At 74.1% G+C, this 21,724-nt stretch carries 23 protein-coding genes and 1 pseudogene; 14 read left to right on the top strand and 10 right to left on the bottom strand.

Annotation, left to right across the window (positions count from 1 at the left end; genetic code table 11):
* Positions 1-15: 15 nt before the first annotated feature.
* Both ACIRPK_RS09455 and ACIRPK_RS09460 read left to right on the top strand, forming a co-directional pair.
* Entirely contained in the window at positions 16-789 is a 774-nt protein-coding gene (locus ACIRPK_RS09455; RefSeq protein ID WP_403035335.1) for a response regulator, read from the top strand.
* Positions 790-1,178: 389 nt separating this feature from the next.
* A complete protein-coding gene (locus ACIRPK_RS09460; protein WP_403035337.1) occupies positions 1,179-1,895 on the top strand; it encodes a hypothetical protein in 717 nt (238 codons plus the stop codon).
* 130 nt (positions 1,896-2,025) lie between these two features.
* Here ACIRPK_RS09460 and ACIRPK_RS09465 read toward each other — a convergent pair.
* Together ACIRPK_RS09465 and ACIRPK_RS09470 are read right to left on the bottom strand one after the other, a co-directional pair.
* Positions 2,026-2,193, bottom strand: a pseudogene (locus ACIRPK_RS09465) (NAD(+)--rifampin ADP-ribosyltransferase); the annotation flags it as partial.
* 40 nt (positions 2,194-2,233) lie between these two features.
* Positions 2,234-2,653 carry an SsgA family sporulation/cell division regulator gene (locus tag ACIRPK_RS09470; RefSeq protein WP_403035340.1) on the bottom strand — a complete coding sequence of 140 codons (420 nt, stop codon included), beginning with the start codon at positions 2,651-2,653 and terminating at the stop codon, positions 2,234-2,236.
* 241 nt (positions 2,654-2,894) lie between these two features.
* Between ACIRPK_RS09470 and ACIRPK_RS09475 the strand changes: the two genes are divergently transcribed.
* Together ACIRPK_RS09475 and ACIRPK_RS09480 are read left to right on the top strand one after the other, a co-directional pair.
* Positions 2,895-3,623 (top strand): class I SAM-dependent methyltransferase, encoded by a 729-nt coding sequence (locus ACIRPK_RS09475; protein ID WP_403035343.1) that lies wholly within the window; start codon positions 2,895-2,897, stop codon positions 3,621-3,623.
* A 308-nt stretch (positions 3,624-3,931) separates the two neighbouring features.
* Positions 3,932-4,231, top strand: a complete 300-nt coding sequence (locus ACIRPK_RS09480; RefSeq protein ID WP_403035344.1) for a hypothetical protein — start codon at positions 3,932-3,934, stop codon at positions 4,229-4,231.
* Positions 4,232-4,413: 182 nt separating this feature from the next.
* Here the strand turns inward: ACIRPK_RS09480 and ACIRPK_RS09485 are convergent, their stop codons facing one another.
* Positions 4,414-5,346, bottom strand: coding sequence for a LysR family transcriptional regulator (locus tag ACIRPK_RS09485; RefSeq protein ID WP_403035347.1), 933 nt, complete (start codon positions 5,344-5,346; stop codon positions 4,414-4,416).
* Positions 5,347-5,455: 109 nt separating this feature from the next.
* Between ACIRPK_RS09485 and ACIRPK_RS09490 the strand changes: the two genes are divergently transcribed.
* Both ACIRPK_RS09490 and ACIRPK_RS09495 read left to right on the top strand, forming a co-directional pair.
* A complete protein-coding gene (locus ACIRPK_RS09490; RefSeq protein WP_403035350.1) occupies positions 5,456-6,373 on the top strand; it encodes an NAD(P)H-binding protein in 918 nt (305 codons plus the stop codon).
* A gap of 199 nt (positions 6,374-6,572) precedes the next feature.
* Complete coding sequence (locus ACIRPK_RS09495; protein WP_403035352.1) at positions 6,573-7,295, top strand: dienelactone hydrolase family protein; 723 nt, start codon at positions 6,573-6,575, stop codon at positions 7,293-7,295.
* 454 nt (positions 7,296-7,749) lie between these two features.
* Here the strand turns inward: ACIRPK_RS09495 and ACIRPK_RS09500 are convergent, their stop codons facing one another.
* Complete coding sequence (locus tag ACIRPK_RS09500; protein WP_403035353.1) at positions 7,750-8,409, bottom strand: response regulator transcription factor; 660 nt, start codon at positions 8,407-8,409, stop codon at positions 7,750-7,752.
* A 5-nt stretch (positions 8,410-8,414) separates the two neighbouring features.
* Positions 8,415-9,599, bottom strand: a complete 1,185-nt coding sequence (locus ACIRPK_RS09505; protein WP_403035356.1) for an ATP-binding protein — start codon at positions 9,597-9,599, stop codon at positions 8,415-8,417.
* Positions 9,600-9,832: 233 nt separating this feature from the next.
* On the opposite strand from ACIRPK_RS09505, the gene ACIRPK_RS09510 reads away from it, so the two are divergent.
* The 5 genes from ACIRPK_RS09510 to ACIRPK_RS09530 all read left to right on the top strand — a co-directional run bounded on the left by ACIRPK_RS09510 (position 9,833) and on the right by ACIRPK_RS09530 (position 13,641).
* A complete protein-coding gene (locus ACIRPK_RS09510; RefSeq protein WP_403035358.1) occupies positions 9,833-10,210 on the top strand; it encodes a hypothetical protein in 378 nt (125 codons plus the stop codon).
* Positions 10,211-10,227: 17 nt separating this feature from the next.
* A complete protein-coding gene (locus tag ACIRPK_RS09515; RefSeq protein WP_403035359.1) occupies positions 10,228-11,253 on the top strand; it encodes an efflux RND transporter periplasmic adaptor subunit in 1,026 nt (341 codons plus the stop codon).
* A gap of 2 nt (positions 11,254-11,255) precedes the next feature.
* On the top strand, positions 11,256-11,969 hold the full coding sequence (locus tag ACIRPK_RS09520; RefSeq protein ID WP_403035831.1) for an ABC transporter ATP-binding protein: 714 nt from the start codon (positions 11,256-11,258) through the stop codon (positions 11,967-11,969).
* Positions 11,966-13,207, top strand: a complete 1,242-nt coding sequence (locus ACIRPK_RS09525; protein WP_403035362.1) for an ABC transporter permease — start codon at positions 11,966-11,968, stop codon at positions 13,205-13,207. Before ACIRPK_RS09520 ends, ACIRPK_RS09525 begins: the two co-directional genes overlap by 4 nt.
* A 98-nt stretch (positions 13,208-13,305) precedes the next feature.
* Complete coding sequence (locus ACIRPK_RS09530) at positions 13,306-13,641, top strand: hypothetical protein (protein WP_403035365.1); 336 nt, start codon at positions 13,306-13,308, stop codon at positions 13,639-13,641.
* Positions 13,642-13,684: 43 nt separating this feature from the next.
* Here ACIRPK_RS09530 and ACIRPK_RS09535 read toward each other — a convergent pair whose 3' ends face one another.
* Positions 13,685-14,365, bottom strand: a complete 681-nt coding sequence (locus ACIRPK_RS09535) for an ATP-grasp domain-containing protein (protein WP_403035368.1) — start codon at positions 14,363-14,365, stop codon at positions 13,685-13,687.
* A 441-nt stretch (positions 14,366-14,806) separates the two neighbouring features.
* Positions 14,807-15,499 (bottom strand): TetR/AcrR family transcriptional regulator, encoded by a 693-nt coding sequence (locus ACIRPK_RS09540; RefSeq protein WP_403035370.1) that lies wholly within the window; start codon positions 15,497-15,499, stop codon positions 14,807-14,809.
* Positions 15,500-15,552: 53 nt separating this feature from the next.
* Here ACIRPK_RS09540 and ACIRPK_RS09545 point away from each other — a divergent pair, with 53 nt between their 5' ends.
* Positions 15,553-16,674, top strand: coding sequence for an FAD-dependent oxidoreductase (locus tag ACIRPK_RS09545; RefSeq protein WP_403035372.1), 1,122 nt, complete (start codon positions 15,553-15,555; stop codon positions 16,672-16,674).
* A gap of 105 nt (positions 16,675-16,779) precedes the next feature.
* On the top strand, positions 16,780-17,985 hold the full coding sequence (locus tag ACIRPK_RS09550; protein WP_403035375.1) for a saccharopine dehydrogenase family protein: 1,206 nt from the start codon (positions 16,780-16,782) through the stop codon (positions 17,983-17,985).
* Positions 17,986-18,212: 227 nt separating this feature from the next.
* Here the strand turns inward: ACIRPK_RS09550 and ACIRPK_RS09555 are convergent, their stop codons facing one another.
* Complete coding sequence (locus tag ACIRPK_RS09555; protein ID WP_403035376.1) at positions 18,213-18,767, bottom strand: dihydrofolate reductase family protein; 555 nt, start codon at positions 18,765-18,767, stop codon at positions 18,213-18,215.
* Between the two features lie 95 nt (positions 18,768-18,862).
* Positions 18,863-19,564, bottom strand: coding sequence for a helix-turn-helix domain-containing protein (locus tag ACIRPK_RS09560; RefSeq protein ID WP_403035834.1), 702 nt, complete (start codon positions 19,562-19,564; stop codon positions 18,863-18,865).
* Between the two features lie 130 nt (positions 19,565-19,694).
* Here ACIRPK_RS09560 and ACIRPK_RS09565 point away from each other — a divergent pair, with 130 nt between their 5' ends.
* Entirely contained in the window at positions 19,695-21,098 is a 1,404-nt protein-coding gene (locus tag ACIRPK_RS09565; protein WP_403035378.1) for a mycothione reductase, read from the top strand.
* A gap of 7 nt (positions 21,099-21,105) precedes the next feature.
* On the opposite strand, the gene thpR is transcribed toward ACIRPK_RS09565, so the two are convergent.
* The gene (gene thpR, locus ACIRPK_RS09570; RefSeq protein WP_403035379.1) at positions 21,106-21,687 is read right to left on the bottom strand and encodes an RNA 2',3'-cyclic phosphodiesterase; all 582 of its coding nucleotides are present in this window, start codon (positions 21,685-21,687) and stop codon (positions 21,106-21,108) included.
* Positions 21,688-21,724: the final 37 nt, after the last annotated feature.

The following is a 21,724-nucleotide window of genomic DNA, read 5'->3' on the forward strand; positions in this document are numbered from 1 at the left end:
CCTACTGTTCCGGCTATGCCTGGCAAGAACTTCGTACTGCGGTCCACCCCGCAGGAGACAGCAGCGATCGCCGATGCGGCGGTGGGCCGGCTCGCACGGCGCATGGTCCTGCAGTTGCTGGAGGAGTCCCCGACACCCGGGGCGGGCGGTCCGGCGCCGGCGCTGGGCATGCTGCACGTCCTGGACCACCTCCAGCGGGCCGCCGAACGCCTGCAGCGTGAGGCGGCCGTCACCGCCACCCGGACCGGGGCGGGTTATCCCCAGCTCGGCTCGGCCTGCGGCCTGACCCGCCAGGGTGCGCGGCAGCGCTGGCCGGGGATCCACGACCATTCCGATGAAGCACCTACGGAGACCTTGATGATGACCAGCCCCGCCCGCGCCTTCGACGTCCTGCTGGTCGAGGACGACGCGGCCGACGCCATCCTCATCGAGGAAGCCCTGGCCGAGCGCGGTGCTCGAAACCTGGTCCAGGTGACCGACGGGCTCGCCGCTCTGGAGCACCTGCGCGCGCCGGGCGCCGTCCGGCCGGACCTGATCGTCCTGGACCTCAACATGCCCCGGATGAACGGCCGTGACCTGCTGCGCGTCCTGAAGGCGGACGAGGACCTGCGGACCATCCCCGTCGTCGTCCTCACCACCTCATCCGCACCCGACGACGTCACCGGCGCCTACAGCAGCCACGCCAACGCGTACGTGACCAAGCCCGTCAACCTGGAGGAGTTCGAGCAAGCCGTCCAGAGCATCGACGCCTTCTACCTCGACACCGCCACCCGGCCGCCCCGCGACTGACGCGCCGACCGGCGTCGGTGGCGGGGCGGGGCGCTGAACCCGCTCCGTGAAAGCACGGAAGGGGGCCCGGGCACCGGGCCCCCCTTCTTCGCGGGTCGGCCTGGCGACCGACCTCGCGCCCGCCGCGGAGCTGGCCTGCCCTGACACCGCGTCAGGTCCGCCCGGGCCTTCACGGCCTCCGGCCGAGCGCCTCGGGCTGCCCGTGCTGAAGCATCTGGTCCACGTTCCCGGGTGTGGGCGGTCGCGGTGCGGGCAGTCGCTGGGTAGCCAGCGCGCCGCACGACCTGAGCCCGCGCGGTAACGGAGCGAGGAGGCGTCGGTCATGACCGGCATTCCGATCTGGGAGTCCACGAGAACGGCACCACGGTGCACGAGCTCGGGAGAAGGCCATGACGCGTAGTCGCGGGGATGCCCGCCTCCGCCATCCCCGGCACGAGCGGCGTGGCGAGGCCCGGCTTCCCGCCGTTGTCGCCACGCTGGCCGCCATCCTTCTCTACGTGGCCCTCCCCCAGCAGCTGCTGGTGGCGCCCCGCTACGTCCTACCGGCGCTCGAACTGCTCCTGCTCATCCCGCTGATCGCCGTCAACCCCCTGCGGCTGACCCGCCAGAACCGCATCTCGCGCGCCCTGTCGCTCACACTCGTCCTGTTGATCGGGGCCAGCAACCTCGCCTCGCTCGGCATCCTCGTCCACGACCTCGTCACGAAGGGGGTGGCGGACGGCGGCCAGCTCCTGATCGCCGCCCTCCAGGTCTGGCTGACGAACATCATCGTGTTCGGCCTCGCGTACTGGGAACTCGACCGCGGCGGCCCGGTCAGCCGAACCCAGGCCCCGCGCGCCGAGCTCCCCCTCGCGGACTTCCGGTTCTCCCAGGACGAGAACGACGACGCCGTCGAGGAGGTCGCCGACGGCGCCAGCGGCTCGTCCGACTGGGTCCCCACCCTGCCGGACTACCTCTACATCTCGGTGACCAACTCCACCGCCTTCAGCCCCACCGACACGATGCCGCTCTCCACCCGGGCCAAACTCCTGATGAGCATCGAGAGCATCGCCGCCCTGATGACCTCCCTGCTCGTCATCGCCCGCGCCGTCAGCATCCTGCACTGAGCGGCCCGTCGCCCCGCACCGACCGCGACGGGAGCGCCGATCGGCGCCACCCGGGCCGGCCGACGGCGCCCGGCGAGTCGCCCGGCGGTCATGGGGAGAGGAGCAGAGTGGGCCTCGGCGGAGTGTCCCTGCCGGTCGCGGAGTTCGGCGAGCACCTGACGGGTGCGTAGGAGCGGGCCGGGTTGCCGGGCAGCCGCTGGTCCGTCAGGTTCGGGTCGTCCTCGAACGGGCCGGGCGGCTCGACGAGGTGGATCCGCCCGTGCCCCTCGCCCGCCGCCGACTCGGCTCCCCGGACGGCGGTCCCAGGTCGCCTGCGGGCCCAGCAGCCGCACCGCCGGTCAGACGAGCAGCTGGGCCAGGCAGGCGTCCAGATCGAGGTGATCGGTCTCGGTACCGGCGGGGACCAGGGCGAAGGTCTCGTCGAGGAAGTCGCCCACCTGCGCTCCGGGGACGCCGAGGACCGCGCTGCCGGCGGAGCCGCGCAGCTCGATCAGGACCAGGCCGTCCGCGCCGGGCGCAACCAGGACGTCGCCCTCGCCGGCCGGTGCGCGCCGGCCCCGGTCGAGCAGGTCCCGGCCGAAGGTCCAGCAGACCGGCGGCTCGCCCCCCGCGAACGGGTACACCTCGGCCACCCCCAGGTACACGGCGTAGGGCAGGGCACTGTCGTAGGCGAGCCGGCCCGCGAGGACGAACTCCGGGTACGGGCTGCTGAGGACCCGCACGGCCAGGCATCGCAGGACGGTCTTCGAAGCTTCCAACGCTCCCCCTCGGGACGGACGGGGCGGCCGGGCGGGTCGCCCGGTGCCGTCTCGCTGAGCGGCTGCCCCGTCCGAACCGGTTCACACGCGTCCGTGCACAACCCTCGCGGCCCGCCGGGCCCAGAAGCCGGACCAGCGGTGGTGAAGCACCGATCCGTGGACATACTGGTGAGATGACGGATCATCACGGAGCGGGTGCGGAGCGGCGGTTGGGCCGGGCGTGCACGGACGGGCGGGTGTCGTGAGCGACGCGTCCGGTCCCTACACGGTCTCCGCCGAGTTCTACGACCTCCTCCAGGCGGAGCCCGACCGGCGGCGGGCCGAACGCCGCTTCGCCGGGGCGGCCCGCCGGGCGACCCTGGCCGTGGTCGAGGTCGGTGCGGGCAGCGGGATCGTCACCGAGGTGCTGCTGGCCGCCGCCGCGGTGCCGGTGCACGCCGTCGAGCCTTCGGCCGCGATGCGCTCGCTGCTGCTGAGCCGGCTCGCCTCCGTCGGGGCCGACCGCCGCGCCCGGGTCACCGTCCACCCCGATCCGCTCCAGGAGGCGGGCCTGACGGAGACGGCGGACCTGGTCGTCGCGTCCAACGTCGTGGCCGGCTTGGACCCGGCAACGCGCCGCGCCGTCTGGAAGGCCGTCGCCACAACGCTCGCCCCGGGCGGCCTGCTGCTCTTCGACCCCCCGCCCCCGGCGCTCCCTGCCGACCGTGAGAAGGTCGGGACGCTCGGCCCGGTACGCGTGGGCCCGGACCACTACTTCGCGGACGTCTCGCGGGCGCCGGACCGCGGCGTCATCCGCATGGAGTTCAGCTACCGCGTCGAGCGGGACGGCCGCGTCCTGCGCCGGGAGCGCGAGGCCTTCGACCTGTGGCCCGCAGAGCCCGACCTGATCGCCGAGGAACTCACGGCCGCGGGCCTGCACCTGGTACAGGCCCCGGAGCCCGACCTGATGGCTGCCCGGCGCCCGGGCTGACCCGCACTCAGGATGCCGGGCGGGTACGGCGTGAGCACCTCGGTGACGATCCGGACCGCAGTGCCGCTCGGGACCGGAGCCCGGGACAGCGGTGGGAACTGCGCCGCTCCAGCGCACGGATCTGCCGGAGCCCCTCTCACCGGGGAGGCCACCCGAGCGGGACCGGCCGATCCCGGGCGGAGCACAGCTTCCGCCCTTCCCTGACCTGCCGTGCAATCGGCCTGCAAGGTTTGTGCACCGCCGAATCCCTAGGTTGTCCGTACCTCGTCAAACGATTCGGATGACGGGCAACTGAAGGGAAGTTCGGGATGTTGACGACCTTGAAGAGCAAGATGACGGCCGCCGCCCTGGCAACGGTCGCGATCGCGTCACCGGTGGCGCTCGCCGGCGCGGCCCAGGCGGCGGGCGGCACGGCGCCCGCCTGCGTCAGCCGCAGCGTCGACACGTCGCTGAAGAAGGTCTACCTCGGCAACTCCTGCGGCAAGACGATGAACATCACGATCGTCTTCACGAACGGCAGCGAGACCCAGTGCCTCGCCATGCCCTCCGGGCGCACCGCGACGATCAGCTTCAGCCCGTACACCTACAAGCGCACCGCGGTCTGTTGATCGTCACCGGCTGAAGGAGCGGCCCGGCGACTGCCGGGCCGCCCCCTGCTCACCGGCCGGGCCCCGGCCCGGCAGCCTTTCTCGGCGGTCGAGCCGCGGCGGACGGGCTAGCCATGACCCGATGAACCCTGCTTCGGACAACGGCCTCTGACGACCTGTCAGCAGCCGCCCCCGCCGCACCCTCAGGCTCCCAGTACCTGCCGTACGGCGCCGCGCAGCCACTGGTGGCCGCCGTCCGCGCTGTGGCGTGGGTGCCAGGCCATGCCGATCGTCAGGGGTGGCAGCGGCAGCGGGATCTCCAGCAGGCGCAGCCCCAGCGCGTGCGCCGCGTCGCCGACTGGCGAAGGGGGCTCCCCCGGCAGTGCGGTCGGCACCAGGCAGACCACGTCGGCGGCTGCGGCCAGGGCCATCGCCGCGAGGTGTCCGGGCAGGACGGCGCTGACCCGGCGGCTGAGCCCCTGCTCGGCCAGGGCCGCGTCCAGCGGGCCGGTGAAGCGTCCCCGGCGGCTGACCGCCACGTGCTCGGCGGCGGCCAACCGGGCGGGGGTCAGGGGTCCTTCGGCGAGCGGGTGGCCGGCCCGGACGCCGACGGCCATCCGGAGCGTGACCAGTTCCTCGACCCGGGTCTCCGGGTCGACGTGGTCGATGGACCCGATCTCCAGGTCGATCCGGCCCTCGCGCAGCGCGGGGCCCGCCTCCCACTCCTCGGCCAGCACCCGCAGCGAGACACCGGGCGCCCGACGGCCGGCCAGCCCGAGCAGGCCGGGCGCCAGGGCCGCGCCGACCAGGTCCGAGGTCTGGACGGTGAACGTACGCCGCAGCGCGGCGGGGTCGATCCCGCCGCTCGGGGTGAGCAGTGCCTCCAGCCGGCGCACCACCGCGGCGGCCTCGTCCCGGAGTTCCTCGGCGCGGGGTGTGGGCACCATCGCCTGCCCCGCCCGCACCAGGAGCGGGTCCTGGAGCACCCGGCGCAGCCGGGCCAGGGTGCGGCTCATCGCCGCCGGGGAGGTGTGCAGCCGCGCGGCGGCGCGGGTGACGCTCTGCTCGGTCAGCAGGGCGTCGAGAGCGACGGCGAGGTTGGCGTCGAGGTTCGGGACTGGGCTGCTCACCGGCATGATTCCGTTTCGGGCAATGATCCGTTGCTGGAGTTCCCATTGTGGCAACACGGCTCGGGTCCGCAGGATGAGGGGGCCCCACAGATCCGACCCAGACCGCGAGGTTTTCATGATCGTCATTACCGCCCCCACCGGGAACATCGGCCGGAGGCTGCTGTCGCTGCTGGTCGAGGCCGCGCCCGCGCGCGGCGAGGAGCTGCGCGTCGTGGTCCGCGACCCCGCCCGGCTCCCCGAGACCGTCCGCGGCCGGGTCGAGGTGGTCACCGGCTCGCACGGCGACGCCGAGACCGTCGACCGCGCCTTCACCGGGGCCGACGCCGTCTTCTGGCTGGTCCCGCCGGACGGCTCGACCACGCCCGACGAGGCGTACCGCGGCTTCACCCGCCCGGCCGCCCGGGCCTTCGCCGCCCACGGCGTCGGCCAGGTGGTCGGGGTCTCGGCGCTCGGTCGCGGCACCCCGCAGGCCGCCCGGGCCGGGCTGGTCACCGCCTCTCTGGCGATGGACGACCTGATCGCCGACTCCGGCGTCGCCTACCGCGCCCTGGCCAACCCGTCCTTCTTCGAGAACCTGCTGGAGGACGCCGACTCGATCCGCGAGAGCGGCGTCTTCACCGACACCGCCGCCCCGGACCGTCCGGCCCCGCTGGTCGCCGTCGCCGACATCGCCGCGACGGCGGCCGAGCTGCTGCTCGACCGCTCCTGGACCGGGGTCGACACCGTCCCGGTACTGGGCCCGCAGGACCTCTCCCCCGACGACCTGGCCCGCATCATGACCGAGGAACTGGGCCGCCCGGTCCGCTACCAGCGCCAGCCGTACGAGGAGTTGCGCTCCACCCTGCTCGGTTACGGCCTCGACGAGGCGTTCGTCGAGGGCATGGTCGAGATGAAGCGCGCCAAGGACCAGGGCCTCGACTCGGGCGTCACCCGCTCACCGCGGACCGGCCCGGGCACCGGGTTCGCGCAGTGGTGCGCGCAGACCCTCAAGCCCGCCGTCCTCGCCGCACCGGCGGCAGGCGACCCGCACTGAGGCCGGCGGCCGGAGCGGCGCGCGCGAAACCCGTTGGCGAGCGGCGGCGACCGCTGCTACGGTTCCGGTGGCCGTGCGAGAGAACAAGGAGGTGGTACCCGTGAACACAGTGACGACATGGGTGCTCCTCTCCGGGGTCATGGTCGGGCGATAGGTCGTCCGGGAGCGCCGTTCCAGAGCACTCCCGAAGGGCACCACCATGCAGTTCATTTCCGAGCAGCGCTTCGACGACGGCGTCCTCGAGCGCGAGTTCACCCTCGGCGAGATCCCCGGCACCCTGTGGACGACCGGGTCCGCACCGGCACCGCTGATCCTGATGTCCCACAACAACGGCCTGCCCAAGGCGGATCCCCGCCTGATGGCCCGGGCCCGGTACACGGCGGCGCGCGGCTACGCGGTGGCCACCATCGACGCCGCCGGGTGCGGCGACCGGCCCCGTACCGCTGCGGAGGAGCAGGCCCGCGCCGAGCTCCGCCAGGCGATGCAGGCGGGCGAGCCGGTCGACGAGATCTTCGAGTCCTTCATCGGCCCGATGGTCGAAAAGGCGGTCCCGGACTGGCAGACCACCCTGGACGCCCTCCTCTCGCTCCCCGAGATCGGCGGCCCGGTCGGCTATTCGGGCGGGTGGACCGCCCTCGGCATCCGGCTGGCGGTGGTCGAGCCGCGGATCGCGGCCGCCGGCTTCTTCGCCGGGGGCTACGTGCCTCGCGCCCAGCGCGAGGAGGCCCGGCAGGTCACCGTTCCGCTGCTGTTCCTGCTGCAGTGGGACGACGAGGGGAACCCCCGGCAGCGGGCCCTGGACCTGTTCGACGCCTTCGGCAGCAAGGAGAAGACGCTGCACGCCAACCTGGGCGGACACGTCGGCACCCCGGCGTTCGAACTGGAGGACGGCTGCCGGTTCCTGGACCGCCACCTGAAGTGACACCGGGCCGCCAGGCCACCTCCCGCCGGTGAGCGGCGTCGGCCACGACACTGCTCACCGCCAGACACTGTGGGCCGCCGCCGAGTTGGCGGCGGCCCACAGTGTCTGAAGCTCTCGCGCGACGAGCGGCCTGCGAGCGCTGTCGGCGACGGCAACACCCGTGGGGACGTTACCGGGCCCTGTCGCGGGCATGCATGGTGATCTTCCTGCCTGCCGACGCCTGCCCAACACCCGCAAGGGGTCTGGACCGCACTCGCCGGCTCCTGACCAGGGTGAACCGATCTCCGGCTACGAACATCGTGCCGGAACCCCTCACGCCATGACCTCGCCGTCGGTGACCGGTGCGAGGTTCCCCGAACGGCAGCGCGGGTGGCGGACCGGCTCGGCAGCAACTGGCCGCCACCGAAACGCCGATGACGCTTCGTCAGTGGTTTGCGCCGACCGGGCCATGACGTCAGGTCAGGCGGTAGCCGCGACCGACCACGGTGGTGATCGGGTCGGGGCCGCCGAGCTTGTGGCGCAACGTCTTGACGGTGGTGCGGACGGCCGTGGTGAAGGGGTCGGCGTTCTCGTCCCAGACGCGGTTGAGGAGGTGCTCGGCGCTGACGAGTTCGCCGTCGGCGCGCAGGAGTTCGGTCAGCACGCCGAACTCCTTGCGGGTGAGGGCGACCGGACGGCCGGCCCGGCGGACCTCGTGCCGGCCGATGTCGAGGTGCAGGTCGCCCCGGGTCAGGACGACGGGCCGGCGGTCGGGGGCCCGCCGGCCGAGTGCGGTGACCCGGGCGATCAGCTCGCGGAAGGCGAACGGCTTGGCCAGGTAGTCGTCGGCGCCCAGTTGGAGGCCCTCGACGCGGTGGTCGAGGGTGGCGGCGGCGGTGAGCATCAGGATGCGGGCCGGGGAGCCTTCGCGGATCAGGGCCCGGGTCACGTCGTCGCCGTGCAGGACCGGCAGGTCGCGGTCGAGGACCAGCACGTCGGGGACCACGTCCAGCGCGCGGCTGACGGCGGCGGCGCCGTCGTGCACGACGTCGACGACCATCCCGTGCTCGCGCAGGCCCTCCGCCACGAGGCCGGCCAGGACGGTGTCGTCTTCGACGACGAGGACTCGGAGCATGGTGGTCACCTGACGGGGAGGGTGAGGGTGACGGTCAGTCCGCCACCGGGGCGTGCGGCGGCGGTCAGCCGGGCGCCGTGGGCGTCGGCGACGGCGTCGACGATGGCCAGGCCGAGGCCGGCACCGGTGGTGCCGGTACGGGTGGCGCCGCGTTGGAACGGCTCGCGCAGCGCGGGCACGTCGCCGGGCCGGATGACGGGGCCGGTGTTGTCCACCCGCAGCCAGCAGGTCCGGTCGCCACGCCCGGTGGCCAGCCAGACCTCGCCGGGATCGGTGTTGTACCGGACGGCGTTGTCCAGCAGGTTGCGCAGGAGGAGTTCCAGCTGGGTCGGGTCGCCGGTGCAGGGCGCGGCGTCGAGATGGGTGCGCAGTCGCGGCGCGTCGGCCGGCCAGGCGGTGGCGGCGTCGGCGGCCAGGCGGTCGAGGTCCACGGGGGTGCGGGTCGGGCTGTGCCGGGTCTGGGCGAGGTGGAGCAGGCTGGTGAGGATCGCGTCGCTGCGGGTGGCGGCGGTGGCGATGGTGGCCAGCGCCTGGCGGTACTGGGCCTCGGGCCTGGTCTCCCGGTCCAGGGCCATCTCGGCGGCCGTGCGGATGATGGTCAGGGGTGTGCGCAGTTCGTGGGAGGCGTTGGCGACGAACAGGCGCTGGCTGCGGAAGGCGCGTTGCAGGCGGTCGAGCATGGCGTCGAAGGCGTCGGCGAGGGTGCGGATCTCGTCGCGGGGGCCCGGCAGGGCGATCCGGGCGTCCAGGCTGTCGTGGGACAACTCGGCGGCCGTGGCGGTGATCTGACGCAGCGGGCGCAGCGCGCGGCGGGCGACCAGCCAGCACAGCAGCAGGGACACGACGGTCAGGACCGCGAACAGCGCTCCGGTGTCGAGGACGATGGTGCGCAGGGCTTCGGTGCGGGCCTGGGTGGTGGCGGCCTCGACGTTGGCCGGCTGCACGGAGGCGGAGGGGGAGGGCAGCGATGTCGCTGCCATCGCGCTGGGGTGGGCGACCGGGCCGCTGGGACCGACGCTGCCGGGCTCGACCGCGACGGGGGTGCCGATGCCGGCGATCACCGCCTGACCCGCGCTGATGAACTCCCGGCGCACCAGGTAGTACATCGCGACGAGCACCGCCGCCCCGGTGGCCACGAACACGGCGGCGTACCAGAGGGTGAGGCGCCCGCGGATGGTGATCATGCTCATCCGCCCATTGTGACCACACCGGGTGTGTGATCCGTGTGTGGCCCCACCACACGGGGTTCCCACCGTGTCGCGGCGAGGGTGGCGGCATGAAGAGGACATTGCGGGCTCTCGGGCCCATCGTCGCCGTCGGGCTGTTGCTGCTGACCGGGACCACGGGATGCGCGTCCGGATCGGATGCGGACGGTGCGTCAGAGGGCGGGGACCAGGCGCAGGTACGGAAGTTCGCGCAGTGCATGCGCGAGCACGGGGTGGACATGCCCGATCCGCAGAACGGCCGGGTCGGCACCGCTCCGGACCCGGCCGCCGCCTCCGGTCCGCAGGCGCTGAGCAGCGCCGGCGCGGTGGACGTGCCGGAGAGCGACGCGTTCGAGAAGTGCCGCACGTTCCTCCCCAACGGCGGGCAGCCGCAGAAGCTCAGCGCCGCCGACCTGGCGCAGCGGGTGAGGTTCGCCCAGTGCATGCGGTCCCGGGGGATCGACTACCCCGACCCGACCGCGGACGGCCAGGCGCAGGCCGTGCCGGTGAATCCGAACGACCCGCAGGCCTCGGCCAAGCTGGACGAAGCGTCCCGCGCCTGCGACGCCGACGGCGCGAACGGGGCGGCGAAGTGAGTCGGCGGACGGTCGTCGTGGCGGCGACCGGTGCGGTGGGCGTCGCGGTGGCGGTCTTCGCCGGCCTCGGCTACGACGGTGGCGGGCCCGCGCCCGCGCCGAAGCCGCCGGCCCCCTCGACGGCGCCGGTCACCCGCGCCACGCTCGTGGACCAGGTACGCCTGGCGGGCCGGGCGGACTTCGGCCCGGCCCAGCCGCTCGCGGCCCGCTCGGCCGGCACCGTCACCGCGCTCGCCGCCCCGGGCACCGTGCTGGACCGGGGCGACGCCGCGTACCGGGTGGACGACCAACCGGTGGTGGTCCTGCTCGGCGCACTGCCCGCGTACCGCGCGCTGGCGGACGGCGTGAGCGGCCCGGACGTGCGGCAGTTCGAGGAGAACCTGCGCGCGCTGGGCTACGGCGGCTTCAAGGTCGACACCGTCTTCGACAAGTCGACGGCCACCGCCCTGAAGAAGTGGCAGAAGGCGCTGGGCCTGCCGGAGAGCGGCACCCTCGACCTGGGCCGAGTCGTGTACGTCGCGGCGCCGGTGCGGGTCGCCGAGCACAAGCAGCGGGTCGGCGACGCCGCCGCGCCCGGCACGGCCGTGCTCACCACCACCGGCACCGCCCGCTCGGTGACGGTGACGCTGGAGGACCGGCAGGTTGCCCTGGTCAAGGTCGGCACCAAGGTCCGGCTGCAGGCCCCGGGCGGCACACCCCTCGAAGGCACCGTGACGGCGACCGGCCCGGCGGACACGGCCGACGGCGACACCGGGCAGAAGGGCGGCGGCAGGACCCGGGTCACCGTCACCCCGGCCGACCAGGCCGGGCTCGGCGGCGGCGACGCGGTCGAGGTGACGGTGGTGCGCGGGGAGAAGAAGGACGCCCTCACCGTGCCGATCGTCGCCCTGCTCGCCGTCGGCGACGGCTACGGCGTGGAGGTGTTCGGGCCCGGCGGCCGGCACGTGGTGCCGGTCCAGGTCGGCATGTTCGCCCAGGGGCGGGCCGAGGTCAGCGGCCCCGGCCTCGCCGAGGGCACCCGGGTGGGGGTGGCCGGGCAGTGACGATCCTCGCCCTGGAGGCGGTCCGCAAGGAGTACCCCGGCGGCGTGGTGGCCCTGGACGACGTCACGCTGGACGTGGCCGAAGGCGAACTCGCCGCGATCGTCGGGCCGTCCGGCTCCGGCAAGTCCACCATGCTGCACCTCGCCGGCACCCTCGACCGCCCGACCGCCGGCCGCGTCCTGGTGGCCGGCCACGACGTCTCCGCCCTCGCGGACCGGCGGGTCGCCGCGCTGCGGGCCCGCACCATCGGCTTCGTGTTCCAGCAGTTCCACCTCGCCCAGGGCGTCAGCGCGCTCGACAACGTCGCCGACGGACTGCTCTACCTGGGCGTGCCGCTGCGCCGCCGCCGCGAACGGGCCGGGCAGGCACTGGAACGGGTGGGCCTGGGGCACCGGCTGACGCACCGTCCGCACGAGCTGTCCGGCGGCGAGCGCCAGCGGGTCGCCATCGCCCGCGCGGTGGTCGCCGCCCCGCGACTGCTGCTGGCCGACGAGCCGACCGGCAACCTCGACAGCGCCTCCGGCGCGGGTGTCGTGGCCCTGCTCAAGGAGCTGAACGCGGCCGGGACCACCGTCCTGGTCATCACCCACGACCACGACCTCGCGGCCGGCCTGCCCCGCCGGATCCTCATGCGCGACGGCCGCGTCACCGACGACCACCGACCCCTCGCCCGCCCGGGCGGCGGCGCGGGGGCAACTGCCGGGAGCCGGCCATGACCGACCGTCACCCCACCGCCGACGCCCCGGGAACACCGCCGCGCTCGGCCCTCAAGCCCACCCGGCTCAGGCCCGCCGACGTCGCCCGGGTCGGCGCGGTCGGCCTGCGCACCCGCCCCGTCCGGGCGGCGCTGTCCGCCCTGGGCATCGCCATCGGCATCGCCGCGATGATCGCCGTGGTCGGCATCACCTCCTCCAGCCGCCTGGACCTGGACCACCGGCTCGCCCGCTACGGCACCAACGTCCTCACCGTCACCCCCGGTACCGACTTCGCCGGTGCGGAGGCCGCGCTGCCCGACACCGCCACCGCCATGACCGGCCGCATCCCCGATGTCGAACACCTCTCCGCCACCGGCCGGACCAAGGCGTCCGTCTACCGCACCGACCGCGTCCCGGCCGCCAACACCAACGGCATCGCCGTGCTGGCGGCCCGGGCCGACCTGCCCGCCACCGTCGGCGCCACCTTCGCCGCCGGCAACTGGCTCAACAGCGCCACCGAGCACGGCGAGGCCGTGGTCCTCGGCGCCACCGCCGCCCGCTACCTCGGCATCGACACCGCCTCCCCCGACACCCGGGTCTGGCTCGGCGGCCAGTGGTTCACCGTCATCGGGGTGCTCGCCCCCACCCCGTTGGCCCCCGACCTCGACGGGGCCGCCTTCGTCGGCTGGAGCGCCGCCCGACAGCACCTCGGCTTCGACGGAGGGATGAGCACGCTCTACGTCAGGATCAACCCCGCCGCCGTCGACGACGTACGGACCCTGCTCGGACGCACCGTCAACCCCGAGCACCCCAACGAGGTCCGCGTCGACCGCCCCTCGGACGCCCTGCGGGTCAAACAGGCCACCAACCAGACCTTCACCGGCCTGCTCCTCGGCCTCGGCGCGGTCGCCCTGCTGGTCGGGGGCGTCGGCGTCGCCAACACGATGATCATCTCGGTACTGGAGCGCCGGGGCGAGATCGGCTGGCGCAGGTCCCTCGGCGCCACCAGGGGCCAGATCCGCGTCCAGTTCCTCACCGAGGCACTGCTGCTGTCCGCCCTCGGCGGCGCCGGGGGTGTCGTCCTCGGCACCGCCGTCACCGCCGGCTACGCCGCCACCCAGCACTGGCCGGTCTCCGTCCCCGCCTGGGCCCAGGCCACCGCCGTCGGTGCGACCCTCCTGATCGGAGCCGCCGCCGGCCTCTACCCCGCCGTCCGCGCCGCGCGCCTCTCCCCCACCGAGGCGCTCGCCCAGCCCTGACGGCCCGCCACCGGGTCCGTCCGCCTCGTTCCGATCGGACGGGCGGACCCGGCCGGACCCCTGTCTCCGAAGGGGTCGGTTCCGCTACGCTCCTCGTCGTGCCGGACTCCGTCGAACACCTCAGCGACTACGCCGACGTCATGGTGCTGATCGAGCACCCCGCCGGCGATGTCGCGTGCCCACTCGCCCGGTGGATCAAGCTCGGCCCGGGCCCCCGGCCCTACCTCCGACCGTCCCGGGCCTGGTCGGCCAGCACGGGCGAGGAACTGCCCCTGACCCTGATCCCGTTCCGGTACCGCAACACCCGGGCCGCCCGCCAGGCCATCCGGGACGGCCGGATCCCCGACCCCTGGCCGGGCGCCTGGAGCCCGCCGAGCCAACAGGAAGAGGACGGCCGGTCACCGCACGGCGACCCCTACGAGGACGCACTCTAGGGCGACGGTTTCGCAGCCGGGCTCGCCCCGGGACGAGCGCCGCTCAGGCCCGCAGGAACGCCAGGTCTCCCGGCCGCACCCGTTCGCGCGGCCCCGCCGCCCGCAGCACCACGTCCAGCACCCGCGCCGGCTCGGCGGCGTACGCGTGCGAGAACCACGCCATGTTGGCCTCCACCACGGCCCACCGGTGGCCCGGGCGGTACGGGTCGAGCAGCTGCCCGACGTCCACCACGACGGCGCTCGGCAGCGTCGGCCCGGCCACGGCGACCAGCCGGTCGGCGAACTCCGCGATCTCCCCGGCGACGGCCCGGTCCGCGCGGTCCGTCCCGGTCCCGAGGAGCGGGCGCGGGTCGAGGCGGCCGAACACCGCGTACCGGCTGCCGGTGGCGACCCGGCCGTCCAGCAGGACGAGCCGGTACTCGGCCGCGAACGTCACCACCTCCGACAGCAGCACCGGTGTCGCCGGGTCCAGGCCGGCCGGCAGCCGGGACCCGTCCGCGTAGACGTCCGCCGGAAAGGACTTCTCCCGGGGCGGCTTGACGAACGTCGGCCGGTCGAGCGCCCACGCGTCCACCACGGTCCCGGCCCGGACCTGACGGCCCGTGAACTCCTCCGGCAGCTCGGCGAGCCACCCGTCCGTCGGTTCGAGCAACGCGAACCCGAGCCGGTCCGCCAGCCCCGCACCCGCGACCGGCCCGCCGTACCAGTAGGCCGGCCCCGCCACCGAGCCCGGATCCTCCGCAGGCCGGACCGCCATCCCGCGTCCCGCCGCCTCGACCCGTCCGGCCAGCCGGGGACACGCCCACTCCGAACCACCGCCCTGATCCCGAGGATCGTCAGCACCGGCGCGGCAACGAGGCAGGCCAGCAGACCGAAGACGAGCGCAGGAAACGCGTACACGATGTCCCCCGGCGTCCTGCCGTCCGACGACGAACCACCGCAGCGCAGTTCCACTCCGGTCCGAGAGCTGGGAACAGCTCCACCTCCGGCAGGCCACCTCTGTCCGCACCCTGGTGCACTCCGCCCCGCCCCCGCGCAGCTGAACCTGCCGCAAGCAGGGGAGTACCTCCTCGCCCTTCGCGATGGCAACGAACTCCCGGACGAGCTGGTACGCCTCGTCCGGGCGGTGGGGCCTCCGTCCACGACCAGCGGCAAGGGCTGAGTGTCACGCAGGCGGCGGGCTCAGTCTGGCCGCCACGGCGTCGAGGACCCAGTCCAGGCCGGTCGCGAAGGAGGTTTCGGCGTCCACGTCCGTGCCCTCGTGTACGGCCTTGGCCAGTGCCGGGAAGCGGCCCGTGGCCAGCATCCTCGTCACGTGCGGGCCGGAGGCGCGCTGCCAGTCGCGCTTGGACAGGCCCGTGGCGCGCTCGGCCCGCAGGTTCGCGACCTCGCGCCGGATCGCGCCGGTGACGTAGGCGCTGACGGTCTCCACGGCACGCAGGACGGTGTCGACGTCGGCGAGGCCGTCGAGGGCGGCCAGCTTGGCCTCGGTCACGGCGAGGCCGTTCGGACCCAGGGTCGGGCGGCCGCCGAGCAGGTCGGCCAGCCACTCGTGGCGGAGTGCGGCCTGTCTGGTGCGGTGGGCGAGGAGGCGCAGCGCCTCCCGCCAGTCACCGGGCTGCTGCTCGGGGAGGATCTCGGCCTGGACCTCGTCCACCAGGAGGTCCAGCAGCTCCTCCTTGGTGGCGATGTAGCCGTACAGCCGCATCGGGCCGGCGTTCAGCCGGGCGGCGACCTTGCGCAGGGACACCGCCTCCAACCCACCCTCGTCGGCCAGCGCGACGGCGGCCGCGACGATCCGCTCCCGGTCGAGCGGCACGGGGCGTGCCGACGGCTCCGGTCGGTCCCACACGGTCATGGTCACACCGTTCTGCTGTGCTGGATCACCTTGACGCAATACAGTGTATCGACATGAGACATCGTATCGCCGTCGTCGGAGGCGGCCCCGGCGGCCTCACCTTCGCCCGGGTCCTGCACCGCCACGGCCACCCCGTCACCGTCCTCGAACGCGACCCCTCGCCCGACGCCCGGCCCCCGGGCGGCATGCTCGACCTGCACCAGGAGCTGGGCCAACTCGCGCTGGAGAAGGCGGGGTTGCTGACGGAGTTCGAGGCGCTGTCCCGTCCCGAGGGACAGGCCATGCGCATCCTCGACCCGGACGGGACGGTGCTGCGCGACTGGCCGGCGCGGCCGGACGACCGGGCCAATCCGGAGATCGACCGCGGACGGCTGCGCGACCTGCTGCTCGGCCCGCTCGACGTCCGGTGGGGCCGGGACGTGACACAGGTGGTGCCGGGGCGGGACCGGGGCGGCGCCCTGGTCCGTTGCGCGGACGGGCGGGAGGAGACCTTCGACCTCGTGGTCGGCGCGGACGGCGCCTGGTCACGGACCCGCCCGGCCGTCTCCCCGGTGACACCGCACTACACCGGCGTCACCTCGGTCGAGACCTCCCTCGACGACGTCGACACCCGCCACCCCGACCTCGCCCGGCTGGTCGGCGAGGGTTCCGTGGCCGTGTACGGCGTGAACCGGGCGCTCGTCGCCCAGCGCAACAGCGGCGGCCACGTCAAGGTGTACGCCCAGTTCCGCGCGCCGCTGGACTGGCACACGGACCTGGACCTGGCCGACGCCGAGGCCGTGCGATCGAGCCTGCTCGCGCTGTTCGACGGCTGGGCCGCTCCCGTCCGCGACCTGCTCCGCCACGGCGCCGCTTTCGTCCACCGCCCCCTCCATGTGCTGCCCGTGTCCCACACCTGGACGCACGTCCCCGGGGTGACGCTCCTGGGCGACGCCGCCCATCTGATGCCCCCGTTGGGAGCGGGCGCGAACCTCGCGATGCTGGAAGGTGCCGAACTCGCCGAGTCCCTCGCCACCGGCCCCGAGGACCTGGACCGGACGGTCCGCGCCTTCGAGGAACGGATGTGGGAGCGGGCCGGCCGGTGGGCGAAGATCACCACAGCCGGTCTGGAACGCCTGGTGAGCCCGGACCCCGCCCAGGCCCTCGCCCTCTTCGACCGGGTCCACCCGTCCTGACGGCCGGGAACACCGGAGCCTCCGATCCCTGGAGTCGCCCCGTTGACAGTGCCACGACGGACTCCTAGCGTGGCGCCGTCGATTACCCGCGAGTAGGGACTGCAGATGGCCACGGCGCGCCCGTACGACCTCGTCCTGTTCGGTGCCACCGGGTTCACCGGCGGGCTCACCGCCGAGTACCTGGCCGGGGCCGTGCCCGACGGCTGCCGCTGGGCGCTCGCCGGGCGCAACGAGCGCAAGCTCGCCGCCGTCCGGACGCAGCTCGCGGAGGCCGACCCGCGCTGGGCCGACCTGCCGCTGCTGGTCGTGGACGCCGCCGACCGCGAGGCGCTCAGCGAGGTGGCCGCCTCGGCCCGGGTGGTGCTGTCCACGGTCGGGCCGTACCTGCGGCACGGCGAACCGCTGGTGGCGGCCTGCGCGGAGAGCGGCACCGACTACGTGGACCTCACCGGCGAGCCGGAGTTCGTCGACCGGATGTACCTGCGTCACCACGAGCGGGCGGTCGCGACCGGCGCACGGCTGGTGCACGCCTGCGGCTTCGACTCGGTGCCGCACGACCTCGGCGTGCTGTTCACGGTCGAGGAACTGCTGCGCGGTGGCGGCCCGGTGACCCGGCTCTCGGTGGAGGGTTTCGTCCGGGCTGGTGGCACCGTCTCCGGCGGCACCTTCGCCTCGGCGATGACGGCCTTCTCCCGGCCCCGGGCGATGGCGCGGGCCGCCCGGGCCCGTCGCGCGGTCGAACCCCGGCCGAAGGGGCGGCTGGTCCGGACGCCGGCCGGCCGGCCGCACCGGTCGCGGGCGGCGCGGGCCTGGGCGGTGCCGATGCCCACGATCGACCCGCAGGTGGTGTCCCGCTCGGCGGCCGCGCTGGACGAGTACGGCCCGGACTTCGGCTACACGCACTACGCGGCGGTCCGACGGCTGCCGATCGCCCTCGGCGGTGCCGCTGCGGTGGCTGCCCTCGCCGTCGCCGCCCAACTGCCTTCGCTGCGCCAGGCATTGGGGAAGCTGCGGAAGCCCGGCGACGGTCCGAGTGCGGAGCAGCGGGCCCGCTCCTGGTTCACCGTCCGCTTCCTGGCCCGGGCCGAGGGCGGACGGACGGTCTTCACCGAGGTGTCCGGCGGCGACCCGGGCTACCAGGAGACCGCGAAGATGCTGGCCGAGTCGGCCCTCTGCCTGGCGTACGACGATCTGCCCCCGGTGGCAGGGCAGTTGACCACGGCGGTGGCGATGGGCCGGCCGCTGATCGACCGGCTGGTCGCGGCGGGGATCTCCTTCCGGGTCCTGGACACCCCGCCGTCCTCCAGGTGAGTACGCGAGCCGGGAGCCGCCCACCCGGCTGAGCGCCGAGTCGGTCACCGGTGAGTCCACGACCACCGGGACAACAGCGTGATCCGGCCGCGTGCCGGGGAACGAGGGGAACCGCCGCGCCGCTGACGGGTACTCACCGCACCATCGAGCCGAAGAGCCCCGGCCCGCCGCCACGTCACTCCCGGCACCGGCCCGCGACGCCGCCCCCGGCGACGTCGCGGCCCGGCTCAGCGCACCGGGCGGTAGGTCGCGATGATCACCCCGCTGCTGGTCGGCAGCGCGCTCACCAGCTCCAGCTTCTTCATCGCACCGTCGGCGGCGAACAGCCTGCTGCGCCCCTCGCCCGCCACCACCGGGTGGATCAGCAGCACCAGTTCGTCCAGCAGGTCCAGCTCCAGCAACGAACGCACCAGGGTCGGGCTGCCCGCGACGGTGATGTCCTTGCCCTCGCCGGCCTTGAGCTCGTTCACCGCGGCCACCAGATCGCCCTTGACCAGCGTGCTGTTCGCCCAGTCCGCGACGCTGTCCAGGGTCGAGGAGACCACGTGCTTGGGCGAGTCGTTGATCCACTTGGCGAAGCCGGCGTCCTCCCCGTCGGTCACCGTCGGCCAGTACCCGGCCCACTCGGTGAACGTCACCCGGCCCAGCAGGATGGTGTCGGCGGACTCCAGCGTGCCGGAGAGCGCCGCTCCCATCTCCTCGTCGAACGCGAACTGCCACTCGTTCGGCGACTGGGCGACACCGTCGAGCGAGACGAACAGACCCGAGACCACCTTGCGCATGATTCCTCCACGATGAGTGCGGGACCCACCGCCCGTCCCGGTCGGGACGGGCCGGTCCCGTCGGCCACGTCGTGAACACTAGGCGGGCCCCGAGGTCAGGTCTTGTACAGAAGCGACAGCGGCTCGGCCGTGTCCCGGCTGCTCAGCTGCGTGGCCGTCCGACCCACGTACCGCTTCAACGACCGGGCCAGGTGCGGCTGGTCGAAGTACCCCAGCCGGTGCCCGACCTCCAGGGCCGGCTCCCCCTCCCGGATCAGCACGGCGGCCTGGCGGGCCCGCCCGATCTGCCGGACGGCGCCCTGGGTGAGGCCGGTCGCCGCGACGAACCGCCGTTGCAGGGTGCGGTCGGAGACCTCCGGGCCGGCGCCGCCGAGCACGGCGGGCACCACCGGGTCCAGCTCCACGATGCCCTCGCGCACCATCCGCAGCACGAACGCCTCGGCGTTGTCGTAGTCGGGGACGTGCCAGGCGGAGCCCTTCAGCCACAGCGAACGCCGCGTCACATCCGGGATCGGCGCGTTGCCGCCCACCAGCCGGCTGACCGGGATGTGCGGCATCGACGTGCCCAGCGCGAAACTGATCCCGAAGAAGGCGGCGTCCCCCGGCACCGGCGCCCAGGACGCCTTCGCCTCCGGACCCAGCACCGCCGCCTGCGTCAGGCCGTGCCGCTCCCAGAACACCAGCTCCCAGTGCGACGTCGCAACCGACATCATCCGGCCGGCGTCCTCGCTGCGGCTGCGCCACACCCGCTCGACGTGGGCCAGCTCCGACGGCCGGCTCTCGATCACCAGACCCATCCCGCACTCCTCGCAGACCACCCGGCCGACCCCGGCACCTCCCAGTCTCACACCTTCCTCCGACAACGGGCCCGGCCGGCTTCCGCAGCGCCGCCCGGCGGCCTTGCCCCCGGCCGATAGGGTCTCCCTCATGGACCGTCATCTCGATCTCGTCGTCATCGGCACCGGCTCCGGGAACTCGATCGTCGACCAGCGGTTCGACAGCTGGCAGGTCGCCCTCGTCGAGCAGGGCGTCGGGCCGCTCGACAGCTTCGGCGGCACCTGCCTCAACGTCGGCTGCATCCCGACCAAGATGTTCGTCCACACCGCCGACACCGCCCGCGCCCCCGGGCACGGCGCCGTCCTGGGCCTCGACCTGACCCTGCGCGGCGTGGACTGGCCCGCCGTGCGCGACCGGGTCTTCGGCCGGATCGACCCCATCGCGGCCGCCGGCGAGCGCTACCGCGCGACCGGGTCCGACCGCGTCACCCTCTACCGCGGCACGGCCCGCTTCACCGGTGTGCGGCAGTTGCGGGTGGACACCGCGGACGGTCCCGTCACGCTCACCGCCGACCGGGTCGTGGTGGCCGTCGGCAGCCGACCGGTGATCCCCGACGTACCCGGCCTGGACGACACGCTCGGCTACCGCACCAGCGACACCGTCATGCGGATGGACCGGCTCCCGCGCCGGATGACCGTCCTGGGCTCGGGCTTCGTCGCCGCCGAACTGGCCCACGTGTTCTCCTCGCTGGGCGTCGAGGTCACCCTGGTCGCCCGCGGCGACCTGCTGCTGCGTCAGGAGGACACCGACCTCGCGCGCCGCTTCACCGAGCTGGCCCAGGGGCAGTGGGACGTCCGCCTGAACCGCACCCTGCGGCGCGCCGCCCGCACCGGGGACACCCTGCGGCTCCACCTCGACGGTCCCGAGGGCCCCGAGACCCTGGAGACCGACGAACTCCTGGTGGCCACCGGCCGCCGGCCCAACGCCGACCTGGTGGACGCCGCCGCGGGCGGGCTCGCGCTGCACCCGGACGGCCGGATCGTCGTGGACGCCCGGCAGGCGACCACGGTGCCCGGTGTCTGGGCCCTCGGCGACGTCTCCTCCCGCTGGCAGCTCAAGCACGTCGCGAACCACGAGGCCCGCACGGTCCAGCACAACCTGTTGCACCCGGACGCCCCTCGCAGCTCCGACCACCGCTACGTCCCGCACGCGGTCTTCTCCGCCCCGAGGATCGCCTCGGTGGGGCTGACCGAGCAGCAGGCCCGGGCCGACGGACGCCGCTACGTGACCGCCACCCGCGAGTACAGCGGCATCGCCTACGGCTGGGCCATGGAGGACACCACCGGCTTCGCCAAGATCCTGGCCGACCCGGCCACCGGCGAGCTGCTCGGTGCCCACATCATCGGCCCGGAGGCGCCGACCCTGATCCAGCCGCTGATCCAGGCCATGTCCTTCGGGCTGGACGCCCGCACCATGGCGGAGAACCAGTACTGGATCCACCCGGCCATGCCCGAACTGGTCGAGAACGCCCTGCGGGACCTCCCGCTGGACTGACGCACCGTCAGCCGGCCGCGAGCCGCCACGCCTCCAGGTCGCGGTACCGGATCGGCCCGGGCCCCCGGCCGACGTTGCTGCCGACCAGGTGGAGCCGCTCGGCCCGCCACGGCCGGCCGGCGAACCCGGCCAGGGCGGCGGCCGCCTCCGGCACGCTGGTGGGATCGTCACGGCGGGCCCTGGCCAGGGTCAGATGGGGCCGCAGCGGACGCTCGTTGAACGCGATCCCGCAGGACCCGACCACGTCCCGGACGTCGGCGGCGAGCCGGTGCAGTCCGTCCAGGTCCCCGTCGATCCCGCTCCACAGCAGCCGGCCGTCGAAGTGGCCGCCGCCGCGCAGGCCCAGGTGCAGCACCGGGTGCGACGCCGCCAGGCCGGCCAGCGCCGACCGCAACGGCGGGACCGCCGTGGCGGGGAGCTCACCGAGGAACGCCAGGGTGACGTGCCAGTCCTCGATCCGGTTCCACCGCAGCCGCGGGTGCCCGGCAGTGGCGGCCCACAGGGCCTCGGCCAGTTCGTCCTTGGCCTCGTCCGGCGGGGCCAGCGCCACGAAGACGCGGATGGTCGAGGGCTCGGGAAGATCGTTCACCAGGGATTTCTAGCACCTCCCCGACGCCCCGCGACCC

Origin of the sequence: Kitasatospora sp. NPDC101801 (assembly GCF_044766665.1) — a bacterium.
In the GTDB taxonomy this organism is placed as follows: Bacteria; Actinomycetota; Actinomycetes; order Streptomycetales; family Streptomycetaceae; genus Kitasatospora.

Excerpts from the sequence above, each read along its gene's own strand:
- ACIRPK_RS09495 (WP_403035352.1), top strand. The coding sequence starts at position 6,573 with ATGCAGTTCATTTCCGAGCAGCGCTTCGACGACGGCGTCCTCGAGCGC.
- ACIRPK_RS09505 (WP_403035356.1), bottom strand. The coding sequence starts at position 9,599 with ATGAGCATGATCACCATCCGCGGGCGCCTCACCCTCTGGTACGCCGCC.
- ACIRPK_RS09480 (WP_403035344.1), top strand. The coding sequence starts at position 3,932 with ATGTTGACGACCTTGAAGAGCAAGATGACGGCCGCCGCCCTGGCAACG.
- ACIRPK_RS09525 (WP_403035362.1), top strand. The coding sequence starts at position 11,966 with ATGACCGACCGTCACCCCACCGCCGACGCCCCGGGAACACCGCCGCGC.
- ACIRPK_RS09545 (WP_403035372.1), top strand. The coding sequence starts at position 15,553 with ATGAGACATCGTATCGCCGTCGTCGGAGGCGGCCCCGGCGGCCTCACC.
- ACIRPK_RS09485 (WP_403035347.1), bottom strand. The coding sequence starts at position 5,346 with ATGCCGGTGAGCAGCCCAGTCCCGAACCTCGACGCCAACCTCGCCGTC.
- ACIRPK_RS09460 (WP_403035337.1), top strand. The coding sequence starts at position 1,179 with ATGACGCGTAGTCGCGGGGATGCCCGCCTCCGCCATCCCCGGCACGAG.
- ACIRPK_RS09565 (WP_403035378.1), top strand. The coding sequence starts at position 19,695 with ATGGACCGTCATCTCGATCTCGTCGTCATCGGCACCGGCTCCGGGAAC.
- ACIRPK_RS09490 (WP_403035350.1), top strand. The coding sequence starts at position 5,456 with ATGATCGTCATTACCGCCCCCACCGGGAACATCGGCCGGAGGCTGCTG.
- ACIRPK_RS09555 (WP_403035376.1), bottom strand. The coding sequence starts at position 18,767 with ATGCGCAAGGTGGTCTCGGGTCTGTTCGTCTCGCTCGACGGTGTCGCC.
- ACIRPK_RS09510 (WP_403035358.1), top strand. The coding sequence starts at position 9,833 with ATGCGCGAGCACGGGGTGGACATGCCCGATCCGCAGAACGGCCGGGTC.
- ACIRPK_RS09500 (WP_403035353.1), bottom strand. The coding sequence starts at position 8,409 with ATGCTCCGAGTCCTCGTCGTCGAAGACGACACCGTCCTGGCCGGCCTC.
- ACIRPK_RS09540 (WP_403035370.1), bottom strand. The coding sequence starts at position 15,499 with ATGACCGTGTGGGACCGACCGGAGCCGTCGGCACGCCCCGTGCCGCTC.
- ACIRPK_RS09455 (WP_403035335.1), top strand. The coding sequence starts at position 16 with ATGCCTGGCAAGAACTTCGTACTGCGGTCCACCCCGCAGGAGACAGCA.
- ACIRPK_RS09550 (WP_403035375.1), top strand. The coding sequence starts at position 16,780 with ATGGCCACGGCGCGCCCGTACGACCTCGTCCTGTTCGGTGCCACCGGG.
- ACIRPK_RS09560 (WP_403035834.1), bottom strand. The coding sequence starts at position 19,564 with ATGGGTCTGGTGATCGAGAGCCGGCCGTCGGAGCTGGCCCACGTCGAG.